Source organism: Rothia sp. BD8 (assembly GCF_044878465.1).
In the GTDB taxonomy this organism is placed as follows: domain Bacteria; phylum Actinomycetota; class Actinomycetes; order Actinomycetales; family Micrococcaceae; genus Rothia; species Rothia kristinae.
This window is the reverse complement of the sequence record NZ_JANJES010000006.1, coordinates 115982-131875: the sequence shown is the minus strand read 5'-3', so window position 1 is coordinate 131875 and position 15894 is coordinate 115982. Positions and strand designations below refer to the sequence as shown.

Here is a 15894-nt window from a genome sequence, read left to right as displayed (position 1 = left end):
GACGGTCCTCAGACACTTTACAAGGTCGAGTCGGCTTTCCCCGAATCCGCGGCCTCGGCGGGGGCCGCGGGGCGATCCGCATCCTCGGCGTCGTCCTCCGCGCGGAAGCTCTCCAGCCCGTCCTCTCCGGCGGGGGCGGAATCCGGCAGGTCTGCGTCGGAGTCCCGGGAGTCGGCGACGCTGCCGGCCAGGGTCGAGGCGTTCTCCCGCGGCTGGACCTTCCCCTCCTCGTCGGTCTGCGGCTGCATGAACACGCTGGCGGAGGAGCGCTGCTTCCGGTCCGGGTCCACCCCCGCCTCCAGGTAGTGGCCCTCGATGTGCTCGGCGACCATGCGCGCGGCCAGCTCGTTGTCCCCGGCTTCCAGAGCGGCGACGATCGCGCGGTGCTCGGCCCGCAGGCGGGTGGCGGTCGCGGACCACAGGGGCACGTAGCCGACGAGGGACATCGTGTACTCGCAGATGGAATCGCGCAGGGAGGTCAGCAGACCGGTGACCAGGCTGTTGCCGGCCAGCCGGGTCAGGGCCACGTGGAAGGAGACCTCCAGCTGGTGGAAGTCCTTCAGCCCCAGGTCATCCCGGTCCATCTCCTCCATGATGGCGTGCAGCTCGCGCATCGCCGGGTGCTCCCGGTCCGCCCGGCGCACGGCCCAGGTCTCCAGGAGCACCCGGGTGTGGACGATGTCGCGCAGGGGATATTCGGCGGTGGCCATATGCAGCTTGAGCGCCGGGCCGGCGGAGGCCGCGGGCTCGCGCACGAGCTGAGCGATCACCTGGTGACGGCGTCCCTCGTAGAGCCGGAGGACCCCCATGGTCTCGAGGGACTTCAGCGCCTCGTGGGTCGCGCTGCGCGAGGCGCCCACGGCCGCGGCGATCCGCCGCTCGCTGGGCAGCTGCTGGCCGAGCACCAGGGCGCCGTCGAACAGCTCGCTCTCCAGCCACTGGAGGATCTTCCGGTCGGTAGCCATGTCGTTGCTGATTCTTCCCTACGGTCGACGGTGGTGGTCCAGGACGTGAGGATGGCCCTCCTATCGCCCGCGCTTCCTGCCAAACAGCGTAGCCAAGAATCCCGACTGTCCCGCATCGGCCGGTTCCGATGACGTGCGGCGCGCCAGCGGGTCCACCGCCTCCACCGGACCCGAGGGGTCGGCATCTGCGGGTGCGGGCTCCTGCGGGGGCTCCGGCCGATCCGGCTCGATCGCGGCGGGTGCGGCTGCGGACTCGACGTCTGCGGGTGCGGGATCGGCCGGTGCGACGTCAGGCGCGATGTCCTGCTCGACGGAGGGAAGAGCGGGCTCGGCATCGGTGGGCACGCCCTCGGCCGGGTGCGAGGGGGCCGAGGCCAGGGCGGCCTCCAGGTCGAAGGGCTCCGGGGTCGGCGGGGCGGCCGGCTGGGTGGTCGCCGGCAGCGGGGTCAGCGGCTGGAAGCGCCGGGGAGTGCGGCGATGGGCCGGGCGGTGCTGCACCACCCCGGCCGCCGGCGCCGAAGCCCCTGCGGGGCGCTCCTGCGGTCTCGACTTCTGAGACTCAGACCCCTGAGCCTCGTCCCCCGCTGCCGGGGCTGCGGCATCGGCCTGCTCTGCCGGGGCCTCCCCCGCGTCGGACTTCTCCGCCGTGCCCAGACCCGTCGTCTCCTGCTCCGGCGCGGTCTGCTCCGCCGGAGCCTCTTCGCCCGCGGCGATCAGCTCCTCCAGCCACTGGCGGACCGGCTCCAGCGGCTCCGGCAGGAGGGAGTACAGGCGCCGCTGACCCTCCGCGCGCACGCTCACCAGCCCGGCCTCGCGCAGGACCTTCAGGTGCTTCGAGACCGTCGGCTGGCTGACCCCCAGCTCCGTGACGATGCCGTTGACCGGGCGCGCCTGCCCCTGCACCGCCCGCAGGATGCGTCGGCGGGTGGGGTCGGCGATCACGGAGAAGACATCGGTGCTCATGTCCTCCACCTTAACGGCGGATGTCCGGGCACCGTCGCCGGGGTCCGCCGACCGGCTCAGTCGTACCACGGGTCCAGCCCCCACAGCGGGAACACCTGCTTCCTGGTGACCATCACGGTGCGGTCCAGGTCATCGGCCGGGTCGTACCCGATCTCCCAGGAGCGCCACCACACGTCCACCTCGTCGCCCATCAGCTCCGGGGCTCGCACCCCGTAGCGCTCCCGCAGCCAGGAGCGCCAGCTGGGCGGCGTCGGCGTCGCGGGATCCAGGTACCGGCCGGCGGCGATGCCGATCAGGTGCGTCCAGGAGCGCGGCACCGCATCCAGGGCGTTGTACCCGCCGCCGCCGGTGGCGATCCAGCGGTCCTCCGTCAGCTCCGCGGCGAGGTCCGCGATGCTCAGCGCCGCTTCCCGCTGCGCGTCCACGGACAGCCGCAGGTGCGTCATGTCGTCCTTGAAGTGGGAGTCGCAGCCGTGCTGGGAGACGATCACCTCGGGGGCGAAGGCCCGCACCAGCTGCGGCACGACGGCGTGGAAGGCCCGCAGCCACTCCGCGTCCCCCGTGCGCGTGGGCAGGGCCACGTTCACCGCGGTGCCCACCGCCTCCCCCTCCGGGCCGGACTCGTTGGCGAAGCCGGTCCCGGGGAACAGGGACATCCCGGTCTCGTGCAGGGAGATGGTCATGACCCGGGGGTCGTCCCAGAAGATGGCCTGCGTGCCGTCCCCGTGGTGGGCGTCGATATCGATGTAGGCGACCCTGCCGACCCCGTGGTCCAGCAGGTGCCGGATCCCGACGGCGCAGTCGTTGTACACGCAGAACCCGCTGGCGTGGTCCCGGTGGGCGTGGTGCATCCCCCCGCCGAAGTTCACCGCGTGCTGCGCCGTACCCTCCAGGATGGCCTCGGCCGCCTGCAGGCTGCCCCCGGCCAGCCGGGCCGCGGCCTCGTGCACCCCCGCGAATCCGGGGGTCTCCTCCCCGTCCAGACCGGTGCCGGGGATCCGCAGCGAGGGGTCCGCGCTGATGCGCCGCACCGCCGCCACGTACTCGGCGTCGTGCACGGTGAGCAGACCGGCGTCGTCCAGCACCTCGGGGCTCTGCCGGGTGACCTGGGGTAGGTCGAACAGTCCCAGGTCCGCGGCCAGGCGCGCGGTGGCCTCCAGGCGGCTGGGATGCATCGGGTGGTAATCCCCGAAGAAGTACGCGGTCATGGCCGGGTCCCACAGCACCGTGGTCTCCGGCTGGGCCCCGCGCCCGGAGGAGGCGGATGGCAGAATGCTCACGTCATCGATTGTGACACGGCGCACCCGGCGGACCCGAACCGCGCCCTCCCAGATGACGCCCGGACCTCGCCCCGGGGGTGGAGGCCACCGGCCGTCGTCGCGATCCCGGCCCCGCGGCGTCGCCCCGGGGCGGCAGTCTCGTCCCCGGGCCCACCGAGCCGCTACGCTGAGAACCGGCCCCCGCCGCCGCGTCCTCTGAAGCTCTCCGCCCGCCGCCTGGACGCCCGTTCGGCTCGGACCCGTCACGACGCCGCAACGCACCCGGGAGGAGGAGGCGTGCTCAGCAGGGACACCGCCACGACCCTCTCCCGTGAGCCGCGCACCCGCGCCCAGCAGGCCCGGGACTTCGCCGGACGGATCTTCGGCACCTCCCCCGCGCGGATCTCCATCACCGCGTTCCTGCTGGTCATCATCGTCGCGACCCTGCTGCTGAGCCTGCCCATCGCCAATCGCAGCGGGCACGCCCCGGACCTGGCCACGACCCTGTTCACCGCGACCTCCGCGGTGACCGTGACGGGGCTGACCGCGGTGTCCACGGCCAGCCAGTGGAGCGTGTTCGGGCAGCTGGTGATCCTGCTGGCCATCCAGATCGGCGGACTGGGCACCCTGACCATGACCTCGCTGCTGGCCATCGCCCTCGGGCGCAAGCTGGGGCTGCGCACCAAGCTGTTCGCGCAGGAGGGGCTGAGCATCGCCGGCAAGCAGGGCCGACTCGGGGAGGTCGCGCAGCTGCTGCGCACCGTCGTGCTGACCTCGGCGAGCATCGAGGCGAGCATCGCCGTGCTCCTGGCCCCGCGGTTCATGCTGCTCGGGGAGAACCTCTTCACGGCCGTGTGGCACGGCATCTTCTACGCCGTGTCCTCCTTCAACAACGCCGGATTCACCCCCCACTCGGACGGGCTGGTCCCGTATGGGACGGACTGGTGGATCCTGTTGCCGCTGTGCGCCGGGGTCTTCGTCGGCTCCCTCGGCTTCCCCGTGATCCTCGTGCTGCGGATGGTCGGGATCAACCCCAAGCGCTGGAACCTCAACGCCCGCATCACCATCTTCGGCTCCCTGATCCTGCTGGTCGTGGGGGCGCTGCTGTGGGGAGCGGCCGAATGGGGCAACGAGGACACGCTCGGCGGGGAGACCGTCATGGAGAAGACCCTGCACGCGGTGTTCGCCTCCGTGATGACCCGCTCCGGCGGGTTCAACCTGGTGGACATGGACCAGATGAACCCCATCACCAAGCTCATCACGGACATGCTGATGTTCGTCGGCGGCGGCTCCGCCTCCACCGCCGGCGGCGTCAAGATCACGACGATGGCGGTGGTGTTCCTGGCGATCCTCGCCGAGGCGCGCGGCGACCAGTTCGTCACCGCCTTCCACCGCACCATCCCGGATTCGGTGCTGCGCATCGCGATCACGGTGATCGTGCTGTCGGCGACCTGCGTGGTGCTGGGCACCGCCGCGCTCATGATGGTGTGCCGGGAGCCCCTGGAGACCATCCTGTTCGAGGTGATCTCCGCCTACGCGACCTGCGGGCTGTCCGTGGGGCTGTCCGGGCGCCTGCCCGCCAGCGGCTTGTGCATCCTGTCTGTGCTGATGTTCATCGGCCGGCTGGGCACGGTGACCGTGGCCACCGGCCTGGCCCTGCGCTCCCGCTCGCGCCTGTTCAAGTACCCGGAAGAGAGGCCCCTCATTGGCTGAGCGTCCCGCCCACAACGCCCCCGTCCTGGTGATCGGCCTGGGCCGCTTCGGCGCGTCCACGGCCCTGCAGCTGCTGCGCCAGAACAAGGAGGTCCTCGCCGTCGAGCGCAGCGCCGCGACCGTGCAGAAGTGGTCCGGGGTGCTCACCCACGTGGTGGAGGCCGACGCCTCGGACATCGACGCCCTGCGCCAGGTCGGCGCGGAGGACTTCGGGGCCGCCGTCGTCGGGGTGGGCACCTCGATCGAGTCCAGCGTGCTGATCGTGGCGAACCTGGTGGACCTGGGGATCGAGCGGATCTGGGCCAAGGCCATCACCCCGGCGCACGGGAAGATCCTCTCCCGCATCGGCGCGCACCACGTGATCTACCCGGAGGCCGACGCCGGGCGCCGCGCAGCGCATCTGGTGTCCGGGCGCCTGCTGGACTACATCGAGTTCGACGACGACTTCGCGATCGTGAAGATGTACCCGCCCAAGGAGACCCACGGGTTCACCATCGAGGAGGCGAACCTGCGCGACCGCTACGGGGTGACCATCGTGGGTGTGAAGTCCCCCGGGGAGGACTTCACCTACGCGACCGCCCAGACGAAGATCACCTCCCGGGACGTGCTGATCGTCTCCGGCCAGGTGGACCTGATCGAGCGCTTCGCGGCCCGGCCGTAGCCCCTCCGACGCCGAACCGTCACTGCCGTGGGCTCCGAGGCCTCCAGACGCCACGGCAGTGACGGCTCGGCGACGGCGATGGCGAGAGACTGGCCATCAGACGTTCCTGAGCCAGAGCTCCAGTCCGCTGTGCGGTTCCGAGCCCTCGCGGGTGAAGCCCTTGCTGTCGAAGAGCCTCCTGCTGGGTTCATTCCGGTGGTCGATCTTCGCGACGAGGACATCCGCCGTCGCGCGCAGCACCGCTCCCGCAGCGAACCGGATGCACTGTTCGAGCATCACCTCGCCCAGATGCTGACCTCGATACGCCTCAGCCCGTGCAAGCGCTCGGATGATCGTCGCTCCGAAATCCTCGGAGAAGTCCAGGTGAGCGACGGCCCGAAGCTCCGGCCCGTGAAATGCGCCCCAGAGGACTCCGGGAGTCTTCGGCTTCAGGGTGCGCAGATAGGACTGCACCTCCAGCTCCCAGGGGCGAGGATGCCACGGTCGACGCCCTCCTTGGTATCTCGCGTTCGCCGGCGAGGTGCAGACCCACTGCTGGAGCTGGGGAAAATCCGCGCGATCGAGTTGCCGCAGCTGCTCAGCCGCCATGCCGTCGAGCGCGGAAGCGCTGGATGATCTCCCCTTCGGCATACGTCAGGGGCGCGCCGGGGCCGCGGCGGTACCGCTGCGACAGCGCTTCCCGCTGCCGGTCCGTCAGACCGTCGTCGCCGGTGGGGTGCTGCCCCTGAGCCTCGGGACAAGCCACCACGAAACGCGGGGCATGGAGGGCCCGGCGCTCCGTGGGTGAGGGGATTCGTCTCATGCCCCGCACGCTACCATCGCCCCGTCGGGGATGACAGGGCCCGGTGAGCATCACCGGCGGAACTGCTCCTCCATGGCCGCGCCCTTCTCGGCGCTGGCGCGCACGGCCTTCTCGGTCAGCTCCACCAGCCCGCCCTCGGCGAAGACCTTCAGCGCCTGCTCGGTGGTGCCGCCTGGACTGGTGACGGCCTCGCGCAGGGCGGCCGGGTCGGCGTCGTCGGCGTGCAGCAGCTCCCCGGCCCCGGCCAGGGTCTCCTTGGCCACCAGCCGTGCGGTCTGCTCATCCAGCCCCAGGGCCTGCCCGGCCTGCTGCAGCGCCTCGGCGAAGAAGAACGCGTAGGCCGGGCCCGAACCGGAGACGCCGGTGATCGCCCCGATCTGATCCTCGGAGACCTCCAGCACCGTGCCGGAGTGGCGCAGCACGTCCTTCGCCAGGCCCAGGGCCTCCTCCCCCGCGTGGGTGCCGGGCACCAGGGCGATCACCCCGCGGCCCACCGACGACGGGGTGTTGGGCATGGAGCGGACCACCGGCTGGCCCTCGGGCAGCTCCTGCTCCAGCATCGCCACGTCGATGCCGGCGGCCACCGAGAGCACCACGGTGCTGGGATCCAGGGCCTCGGCGAGGCTCGCGGCCAGATCCTGGATGCCCTTGGGCTTGACCCCCAGCAGCACGATGTCCGCGCCGTCGACGGCCCGCAGGTTGGCCCGCTCATCGTCCTCCTCGCTGAGCACCGTGATCTCCGGGTGCTCGGCCGCCAGCCGCTGGGCGCTGGTCGCGGAGCGGGTGGTCGCGCGCACCGCGGACGGGTCGGCCCCGCCGGCGAGCACGCCGTCGAGGATCGAGCCGTTCATGGAGCCGGTGCCGAGGAAGGCGATCACGGGGGCGGACATGCGGCACTCCTTGTCTCGCGCGGCACGCGGCCGCGCGGCGTCGGGGACGGATGGACTCTGCCCGGTGCAACGGCGCGACGCCGTCCCGTTATTCCGCGCGTCACAGGAGACCACTCGATGACGACGCCGCACGCGAGCGCCGAACCGTCACCCACGTGGCGCATAACGTGCCCATAACGCACACCACTGACGGCTCGGCGTCAGGAGACCCTCGCGAGACGCCGAAAGGGGCAGCCTCAATCGCGCTCCCGGGGGGCCTCCCCCAGGTGGGCGCGGGCGAAGGCCAGGGATTCGGCCAGCCACTCATCGCGCATCGAGACGTCCTTGGCCTTGCGGGTGGAGACCTCCACCCCCACCACCCCGTGCCAGTCCACCGCCGCCAGGTGATCCAGGGTCTCGGCCACCGGCTGGGTGCCGTGCCCGGGCCGCAGGTGCTCATCCATGATGGCCTTCCCGGAGCCGTCGGTCAGGTGCACGTGCCCCAGCCGGCCGCCCAGCTGGCGCACCGCCTCCAGGGAGTCCGTGCCGGAGGCCGCCGCGTGGGAGAAGTCCCAGGTGACCCATTCGTAGTCCTGATCCAGCGGGGACCAGTGCGGGGCGTAGGCCTGCACCGAGTGTCCGCGCACCGTCCACGGGTACATGTTCTCCACCGCGATCTTCACGCCCTCCTCCCGAGAGATCCGGGAGACGTGCTCGGCGAAGCCGCGGGCGTAGCGCCGCTGCCACACGAACGGCGGGTGGGCGACCATGACGTCGGCGCCGACCCGCTCCACCATCTTCGCGGCCAGCCGGATCTTGTTCCAGGCATCCCCCCACACATGCTGGGTCAGCAGCAGGGTCGGGGCGTGGATCGCGGCGATGGGCAGCTGGTGCTTCTGCTGCAGGTCCAGCAGCTCGTCCGGGTCCCGGGACAGCGGGTTCCCGGTGATCATCACCTCGACGGCGTCATAGCCCAGGTCCTGCGCGGTCGCGAAGGTCTCCGGGACCCCCAGCGGGTAGCAGGCCGAGGTGGACAGGGCCACCGGCCGCGCCAGACCGGGCACCTCCGGCAGGGGCGCGTCGTCGGGGGCGGGAAGGGAGGGGGTGGACACGGAAGAGATGCTCCTAGGCGAGGTCCGAGAGGGTCTTGGGGTCGATCATCGCCGTCGGCCCCTGGGCGGAGTTCAGCCGCTCCATCCGGCGCAGGATCAGGCCCTCGCGCAGGGCCCACGGCACCGAGCGCATGGTCTCCACGCCGTACAGCTCCAGCGCGGTCTCCGCGACGATGCCGCCGGCCAGGATCTGCGCGGCCCGCCGAGCGGAGACCCCGGGCAGGTCCCGCCGCTCGGCCACGGTCATAGCCTCCATGCGCCGGGTCCACAGCCGCAGGTCCGTCAGGTGGAACTCCCGCTTCACGTAGGGACCGGCCGAATAGGGCGCGGCCCCGCAGATCCGGGACAGGGAGCGGAAGGTCTTGGAGGTGCCCACCACCATGTCCGGGGTGCCGGCCGCGCGGATCTTCTCCACCGCCGGCTTGAGGGTCTGGCGCACGTGCTTGCGCAGCGCCTTGATCTCCTTGGGCTTGGCCGGGTCGTGCTCGATGAACCGGCGGGTCAGGCGCCCGGCCCCCAGCGGCACGGACACCGCGGCATCGGGCAGGGCGTCCTGGCCGATGGACATCTCGAAGGAGCCGCCGCCGATGTCCAGGTCCAGGATCGTGCCCGCACCCCAGCCCTGCCAGCGGCGCACCGCGAAGTAGGTGATCGCGGACTCCTGGTCCCCGGAGATCTCCGTGAGGGTCACCCCGGTGCGGGACTGCACGTGCTCCAGCACCTGCGCGCCGTTGCCGGCCTCGCGGATGGCCGAGGTCGCGAAGGCCAGCAGGTCCTCGGCGTCGTGCGCGGCGGCGAAGTCCCGGGCCTCGGCGACGAAGCTGGTCAGCAGATCCCGCCCCTTCTCGGAGATGTCCCCGTCCTCGGTGAGGTGCTGCACCAGCTGCAGCGGCATCTTGTGGGAGGCGTAGGGCTCCGGGCGGGAGCCGGGGGTCACGTCCAGCAGCAGCAGGTGCACCGTGTTGGAGCCGACGTCGAGCACGGACAGACGCATGGGTTCAGGCCTTCCCGGTGGTCTTCGCCGACGACGCCGCACCGGAGCGCTTCGCCGTCGTCTTCTTCGCGGTCGTCTTCCTGGCGGTGGCCTTGGTCCCGGTGGTCTTCTTGGCCGTCGTCTTGTTGGCGGGGCTCTTCCGGGCGGGCTTCTTGGCCGGGCCCTTGGCCCGCTTCTCCGCGAGCAGCTGCACGACCCGCTCGGTGGTCAGGCCCTCCAGGGTCTCCGAGCGGGGCACCGTCACGTTCGTCTGCCCGTCGGTGATGTACGGGCCGAAGCGCCCGTCCTTGACGACGATCGGCAGGTCCGTGCTCGGGTCCTTCCCGAACTCGGCCAGCGGCGGCTTGGCCGCGGCCCGCCCGCGCTGCTTGGGCTGGGCGTAGATCGCCTCGGCCTCCTCCAGGGTGATCGTGAAGATCTGTTCCTCGGAGGCGATCGAGCGGGAGTCCAAGCCCTTCTTCAGGTACGGCCCGTAGCGCCCGTTCTGCACCGTGATCTCGGTGCCCTCGGCGTCCTTGCCGACCACCCGGGGCAGGCTCAGCAGCTTCAGCGCCTCCTCCAGGGTCACGGTGGCCAGGTCCATGGACTTGAACAGCGACGCCGTGCGCGGCTTGGCGGCCTTGGGCTTCCTGATCGGCTTGGGCTTGCCGTTCTTGTAGTACTCGACGGGCTGCTCGGCCTTCCAGCGCTCGAACTCCTCGTCGGTCATCTCCGGGATGAGCTCGGTGACGTAGGGTCCGAACCGCCCGTCCTTGGCCACGATCATGTGCCCGGATTCCGGGTCCACGCCGAGCTCGCGCCCGTCGGACTTGCCCTGCTCGATCAGCTCCCGCGCCTTCTCCGGGGTCAGCTCATCCGGGGCGAGGTCCTGTGGGATGTTGGCCCGGATCGGGTCCGTGACCTCCCCGGTCTGCTCGTCCACGCCGCCGCCGGACTCCAGGTACGGCCCGTAGCGGCCCACTCGCAGGGTGATCCCCTCGGCGATCTCCACCGAGTTGATGGCCCGGGCGTCGATCTCCCCGAGGTCCTCCACGATCGGCAGCAGCCCGTGCTTGGTCTCGTTGCCGTAGTAGAAGCCGGTCAGCCACTCGTCCTTGCCCTGCTCCCCGCGGGCGATGCGGTCCAGGTCCTCCTCCATCTCCGCGGTGAACTCGTAGTCCACGTACTTGGAGAAGTGCTCCTCCAGCAGGCGCACCACGGAGAACGCGATCCACTGCGGCACCAGGGAGCCGGAGCGGTTGGCCACGTACCCGCGGTCCACGATCGTGGAGATCACCGCGGCGTAGGTGGAGGGCCGCCCGATTCCCAGCTCGTCCATGGCCTTGACCAGGGAGGCCTCGGTGTAGCGCGGCGGCGGGGCGGTCTCGTGCCCGTCGGCCGCCACGTCGCGCCCGGTCAGCGCGTCGCCTTCGGCCAGCTTCGGCAGGCGCTTGTCCTGCCCGCGCCCGTCGGCCTCCTCCTCGCGGGCGGCGTCGCGGCCCTCCTCGTAGGCGGCGAGGAACCCGCGGAAGGTGATCACGGTGCCCGACGCCGAGAACTCGGCGGTGCGCCCGTCCGCGGTGCGCGCGGCCAGGCGGATCGAGGCGGTCTGGCCCTTGGCGTCGGCCATCTGGGAGGCGACGGTGCGCTTCCAGATCAGCTCGTAGAGCCGGAACTCGTCCGCGGAGAGCTGGGACTTCACGGCCGAGGGTGTGCGGAAGGAGTCCCCCGCCGGGCGGATGGCCTCGTGGGCCTCCTGGGCGTTCTTGGACTTGGAGGCGTAGTGGCGCGGGGACTGCGGGACGGACTCCGCCCCGTACAGCTCGGTGGCCTGGCGGCGGGCGGCGTTGATCGCCTGCTCGGACAGGGCCACCGAGTCCGTGCGCATGTAGGTGATGTACCCGGACTCGTAGAGGCGCTGGGCCACCTGCATCGTGGAGCGGGAGGAGAAGCGCAGCTTGCGCGCGGCCTCCTGCTGCAGGGTCGAGGTGGTGAACGGGGCGGCCGGGCGGCGGGTGTACGGCTTGGTCTCCACCGAGGTCACCACGAAATCAGCGCCCTCCAGCGCGGCGACCAGTCCACGGGCGGTCTGCTCGTCCAGGTGCGCGACCTTCCCCCGGGAGGCCGGCTTCAGGGCGCCGTCGTCGGCGAAGTCCCGGCCGGTGGCCACCCGGGCGCCGTCCAGGGCGGACAGGCGGGCGGTGAAGGACTCCTCGGCCTTGGTGGCGAAGGTGCCGGTCAGGCTCCAGTACTCGGCGGCGCGGAAGGCCATCCGCTCCCGCTCCCGCTCGACCACCAGGCGGGTGGCCACGGACTGCACGCGCCCGGCGGACAGCCCCTGCTTGACCTTGCGCCACAGCACGGGGGAGAGCTCGTAGCCGTAGATGCGGTCCAGCACCCGGCGGGTCTCCTGGGCGTCCACCAGGTCCGCATCGATCTCCCGGAGGTTCTCGAAGCCGCGCTGGATGGCCTCCTTGGTGATCTCCGGGAAGGTCAGCCGGTGCACCGGGACCTTCGGCTGCAGCACCTGCAGCAGGTGCCAGGCGATGGCCTCGCCCTCCCGGTCGCCATCGGTGGCCAGGTACAAGGCGTCGCTGTCCTTAAGCAGCCGCTTGAGCTCGGCGACCTTCTTCTTCTTGTCCGGGCTGATGACGTAGTACGGCTCGAAGTCGTGCTGCACGTCCACCGCGAACTTCCCGTACGGGCCCTTCTTCATCTCGGCGGGCAGCTCCGAGGGCTGGGGCAGGTCGCGGATGTGCCCCATCGAGGATTCGACGACGTAGGCGTCGCCCAGATAGCCCCCGATGGTCTTGACCTTGGAGGGGGACTCCACGATAAGGAGGCTCCTCCCGCTGCCCTTGCCCTTCGCCTGTGCTGGCACGTGACTCCTTCGGAATCGAGATGACCGGTGGATGAGTGGATGCGGTTCCCACGATAGCCGAGGACGCCGCGGGCCCCGCCGAGCATCCCCAGGCCGGGTGCGGGCGGGGTCGGACTCAGCCCGCGGCGGGAGCGGCGCCCGACGTCGTCTCCGGCAGCACCAGGAACCCGCGCTCCACGAGGGTGCGCACCCGCGCCAGCAGGGCCACGGCCGGGTCCGGACCCTCCCAGCCGAGCAGGGCGCCCAGGGCGTCCAGGATCTGCCCGACGGACAGCTCGCCGTCGCAGGCGGAGACGAAGCCGGCGTCCTGCGTGCTCAGCAGCTCGGTGCGCCGGAATCCCGTCCCCTGGCGCAGCAGGATCACCCCCGGGTGCTCCGCTCCCGGGCGCTGGTGGCGCTCCTCCGTGACGTCCTCGCCCACCGTCAGGTGCTGTTCGCGCAGGGCCGCATCGTCCAGGCCCGCCGCGGCGTCGTGGGCCGCAACAGCCGCCGTCAGGAACGGGGCCAGCGGCTGCTGCAGCGGGTGGGTGATCTCCTCGAAGCGGCGCAGGGCCCGCCCCTCGGCGTCGGCGGGGGCCTCGGACTCGGCGGGGCGACGCAGCCAGACCATGCCGAAGCCGACGGCGGCGACCCCGCGGGCCGCGAAGTCCTCGAGGTAGGCCAGGAACGCCTCCTCGTAGGCCGCCGGATCCCGCTGCTGGCTGGCATCGCGCAGCCAGGTCTGGGCGTAGCCCTCCGGGGTGAGCTCCTCGCGCTGCACGAACCACGCCTCGGTCTCCGCGCCGACCCACTGGCGGGGCCGGGTGTCCCAGTCCGCCTGCTGACCCGGCGCAGTGGCGGGGATCTCCCAGTTGGCCAGCAGCTGGGCCCGACCGCCGGGGACCAGGTGCTCGGGCAGCTCGCGCACCAGCCGCTCCACGAGCTGATCCCCCGCCATCCCGCCGTCGCGGTAGGTGTAGCGCCGCCGCGGATCCTCCCCGGGGGTGCGCGGGGTGATGACGAAGGGAGGGTTGGACACGATCAGCTCGAAGCGCTGTCCCGCCACCGGCTCCAGCAGGCTGCCGCGCAGCAGCCGCACCCGCTGCTCCGGGTGGGCCGGGTCCAGGCCGAGGGCCGCGGCGTTGAGCACCAGGTTGAAGCGGGTGAAGGCCAGGGCGCGCTCGGAGAGGTCCGTGGCGGTCACGTGCCGGGCGTGGGCCAGCAGATGGAAGGTCTGGATGCCGCAGCCGGTACCCAGGTCCAGGGCCGTGTCCACGGGGCGGCGCTCGGTGATCTGCGCCAGGGTCAGGGAGGCCTGCCCGATGCCCAGCACGTGATCGGCGGGCAGCGCCCCGGGGTACTGGTGGGCGCCCAGGTCCGAGGCCACCCACAGGTCCGTGCCGTCGTCGGCGGAGTGCGGGCGCAGGTCGAAGGCCGCCCGGTAGCGGGGCGCGGCCGCCGGGGCATCGGGGGCGTCGGTCTCGGGGTCCTCGCTCGCGGGGGTGAGGAAGCCGAGGTGATCCAGCAGCCGGGCGGCGCCCTCGCCGAGGGTCGCGTCCAGGGCCTCAGCACTCAGGGTCCCGGCCAGCAGGAAGAAGTCCACGGCCCCGGCCAGCCGACGCCGCCCCGCGGTGACCCGTGCGCCGTCGGGCATCGCGGCGGTGCCGGCCAGGATGGTGCGCACCCGGTGCCGGGCGGGGGCGATCTGATCCCGGGCCATCGCCTCGAAGGGCCCCTCGCCCAGCAGGGCCAGGACGCCGTCGTAGGAGTAGTCCACGGCGGCCAGGGCCTCGGCCAGGGATTCGAGGGCTGCGGGGTCGTCGCTGCGCGGGGCGTGCGGGATGCGGGAGAAGGCGGGGGCGTCGGAGGTCACGGCCTCCAGTCTCCCACGACGCCGAGCACCCGCCGCGCGGCGCACGAGATTGGTTCACAGATCAAGCGTTATCGCGCACAATGGCAGGATGAGCACCGATCAGCACAGCACCCGCGGCACCTACGTGACCCCGGGGCAGGAGTACACCCGGGACACCGACTACATCGAGGACCGCATCCTCGCGGACACGGGGCTGGCACCGGGCACGGATGAGCGCGAGCGCGGCGTCTGGCCCGTGGAGGCCGGGCGCTACCGGCTCGTCGCGGCGCGCGCCTGCCCGTGGGCCAACCGCACGCTGATCGTGCGGCGCCTGCTGGGCCTGGAGGAGGCGATCTCCGTGGGCATGTCCGGACCCACCCACGACGCCCGCTCCTGGACCTTCGACCTGGATCCGGACGGGGTGGACCCGGTCCTGGGCATCGAGCGGCTGCAGCAGGCCTTCCTCAAGCGCTTCCCAGACTACCCCAAGGGGATCACCGTGCCCGCCGTCGTCGACATCCCTTCCGGGGAGGTGGTGACCAACGACTTCGCGCAGATCACGGAGGACTTCTCCAAGCAGTGGCGGGCCTTCCACCGCGAGGGCGCCCCGGACCTGTGGCCGGAGGCCCTGGAGGAGGAGATGCGCGCGGTGATGAAGCGGGTGTTCACCGAGGTCAACAACGGGGTGTACCGGTGCGGGTTCGCCGGCTCCCAAGAGGCCTACGACGCCGCCTATGAGCGGCTGTGGACCGCGCTGGACTGGCTGGAGCAGCGCCTCTCCGAGCGCCGCTACCTGATGGGCGAGCACATCACCGAGGCGGACGTGCGCCTGTTCACCACGCTGGTGCGCTTCGACGCCGTCTACCACGGGCACTTCAAGTGCAACCGGTCCAAGCTCACGGAGCTGCCGAACCTGTGGGGCTACGCGCGGGACCTGTTCCAGACCCCGGGATTCGGGGACACCATCGACTTCCAGCAGATCAAGCGGCACTACTACGTGGTGCACGAGGACATCAATCCGACGCAGATCGTGCCCCTGGGCCCGGACACCTCCGGGTGGCTGACCGGGCACGGGCGCGAGGCGCTGGGCGGGTCCCCGTTCGACGCCGCCGCGGGGGCCACCGCCCCGGGCCCGGTGCGGGAGGCGGAGCGGGTGGCCGCCGGGCACAACCCGCTGTACCCGGCGGCCTAGTCCCGCTCCGGTCCTGCCCCGGCTCGGACCAGGCCCGGCCCAGCCGAGCCCCGGGTTCCGCCGGGGCTCGGCATTCAGGCGCGGGAGGACTCGGTCGCGGGCCGGGTCAGCGCTCAGTCGCGGGCCGGCGGCGTCCAGACCTCGGCTTCGGAGTCCTCGCCGTAGTAGTGGCCGTGGGGCAGGGTCTGCAGCTCGATCAGCATCCCCCACGGGGCCTTCACGTACACGCTGCCGTTGCCCTCGGTGTCCTCGTGCCGGGAGTTGCCGTGCACCTCGGACAGCGCCTGCCCGCCGGCGTCGATCAGCCGCTGCCGGCTGGTCTCGATGTCGTCGGTGTAGACGCTGAGGTGGTTCAGCCCGTAGTCGGCCAGGCCCGCGGCCGGCTGGTGCGGGCCCTCGATCTGGAACATCTCCAGGCTGGGGCCCGTGCCGATGACGATCATCCGCTGCCGCACGATCTTCGCCCCGGCCGGCAGGCCCAGCTGCCGCTCGACCTCCTCGCCCTGGCGCGGCTCGTCCTGCCCGGTCAGCCCGTCGTAGGCCACCTTGGCCCCGAGCCCCTCCCGCAGGAAGCGCGTGGCCTCCTCCAGGTCCGGCACCGTCACTCCCAGGTGGTTGATTCCCCTGATCTCCTGGGCCGTCATGGGCCCTCCTCACGTTCGCTCCGGTGGAT

At 71.8% G+C, this 15894-nt stretch carries 13 protein-coding genes; 3 read left to right on the top strand and 10 right to left on the bottom strand.

All coding sequences use genetic code 11. The features are described 5' to 3' along the window. Positions 1 to 17: 17 nt before the first annotated feature. Genes NQ707_RS06700 through NQ707_RS06690 form a run of 3 tightly spaced genes read right to left on the bottom strand, consistent with a single transcriptional unit; the run spans position 18 to position 3136 of the window. A complete protein-coding gene (locus NQ707_RS06700) occupies positions 18 to 965 on the bottom strand; it encodes a FadR/GntR family transcriptional regulator (protein WP_061225355.1) in 948 nt (315 codons plus the stop codon). A 60-nt stretch (positions 966 to 1025) separates the two neighbouring features. Then, positions 1026 to 1928, bottom strand: a complete 903-nt coding sequence (locus NQ707_RS06695) for a metalloregulator ArsR/SmtB family transcription factor (protein WP_404435174.1) — start codon at positions 1926 to 1928, stop codon at positions 1026 to 1028. 56 nt (positions 1929 to 1984) lie between these two features. Further along, positions 1985 to 3136 (bottom strand): acetoin utilization protein AcuC, encoded by a 1152-nt coding sequence (locus tag NQ707_RS06690; protein WP_081046188.1) that lies wholly within the window; start codon positions 3134 to 3136, stop codon positions 1985 to 1987. Between the two features lie 348 nt (positions 3137 to 3484). Between NQ707_RS06690 and NQ707_RS06685 the strand changes: the two genes are divergently transcribed. Further along, positions 3485 to 4900, top strand: coding sequence for a TrkH family potassium uptake protein (locus NQ707_RS06685; RefSeq protein WP_058731627.1), 1416 nt, complete (start codon positions 3485 to 3487; stop codon positions 4898 to 4900). Then, entirely contained in the window at positions 4893 to 5561 is a 669-nt protein-coding gene (locus tag NQ707_RS06680) for a TrkA family potassium uptake protein (protein ID WP_058731626.1), read from the top strand. Before NQ707_RS06685 ends, NQ707_RS06680 begins: the two co-directional genes overlap by 8 nt. 96 nt (positions 5562 to 5657) lie before the next feature. Here NQ707_RS06680 and NQ707_RS06675 read toward each other — a convergent pair whose 3' ends face one another. The 6 genes from NQ707_RS06675 to NQ707_RS06650 all read right to left on the bottom strand — a co-directional run bounded on the left by NQ707_RS06675 (position 5658) and on the right by NQ707_RS06650 (position 14050). Continuing rightward, positions 5658 to 6149: a GNAT family N-acetyltransferase gene (locus NQ707_RS06675; protein ID WP_404435172.1), complete on the bottom strand. Its 492-nt coding sequence runs from the start codon at positions 6147 to 6149 to the stop codon at positions 5658 to 5660. A gap of 264 nt (positions 6150 to 6413) precedes the next feature. Further along, entirely contained in the window at positions 6414 to 7253 is an 840-nt protein-coding gene (gene proC, locus NQ707_RS06670; RefSeq protein ID WP_058731624.1) for a pyrroline-5-carboxylate reductase, read from the bottom strand. A gap of 236 nt (positions 7254 to 7489) precedes the next feature. Beyond that, the gene (locus NQ707_RS06665; protein WP_375542915.1) at positions 7490 to 8344 is read right to left on the bottom strand and encodes a sugar phosphate isomerase/epimerase; all 855 of its coding nucleotides are present in this window, start codon (positions 8342 to 8344) and stop codon (positions 7490 to 7492) included. Positions 8345 to 8357: 13 nt separating this feature from the next. Further along, a complete protein-coding gene (locus NQ707_RS06660; protein ID WP_058748409.1) occupies positions 8358 to 9338 on the bottom strand; it encodes an exopolyphosphatase in 981 nt (326 codons plus the stop codon). 4 nt (positions 9339 to 9342) lie between these two features. Next, complete coding sequence (gene topA, locus NQ707_RS06655; protein WP_058731163.1) at positions 9343 to 12198, bottom strand: type I DNA topoisomerase; 2856 nt, start codon at positions 12196 to 12198, stop codon at positions 9343 to 9345. A 115-nt stretch (positions 12199 to 12313) separates the two neighbouring features. After that, the gene (locus NQ707_RS06650) at positions 12314 to 14050 is read right to left on the bottom strand and encodes a methyltransferase (protein ID WP_404435169.1); all 1737 of its coding nucleotides are present in this window, start codon (positions 14048 to 14050) and stop codon (positions 12314 to 12316) included. A gap of 88 nt (positions 14051 to 14138) precedes the next feature. On the opposite strand from NQ707_RS06650, the gene NQ707_RS06645 reads away from it, so the two are divergent. Further along, the gene (locus NQ707_RS06645; protein ID WP_058731162.1) at positions 14139 to 15221 is read left to right on the top strand and encodes a glutathione S-transferase family protein; all 1083 of its coding nucleotides are present in this window, start codon (positions 14139 to 14141) and stop codon (positions 15219 to 15221) included. A gap of 113 nt (positions 15222 to 15334) precedes the next feature. Here NQ707_RS06645 and NQ707_RS06640 read toward each other — a convergent pair whose 3' ends face one another. Beyond that, positions 15335 to 15865, bottom strand: coding sequence for a VOC family protein (locus NQ707_RS06640; protein ID WP_058731161.1), 531 nt, complete (start codon positions 15863 to 15865; stop codon positions 15335 to 15337). Positions 15866 to 15894: the final 29 nt, after the last annotated feature.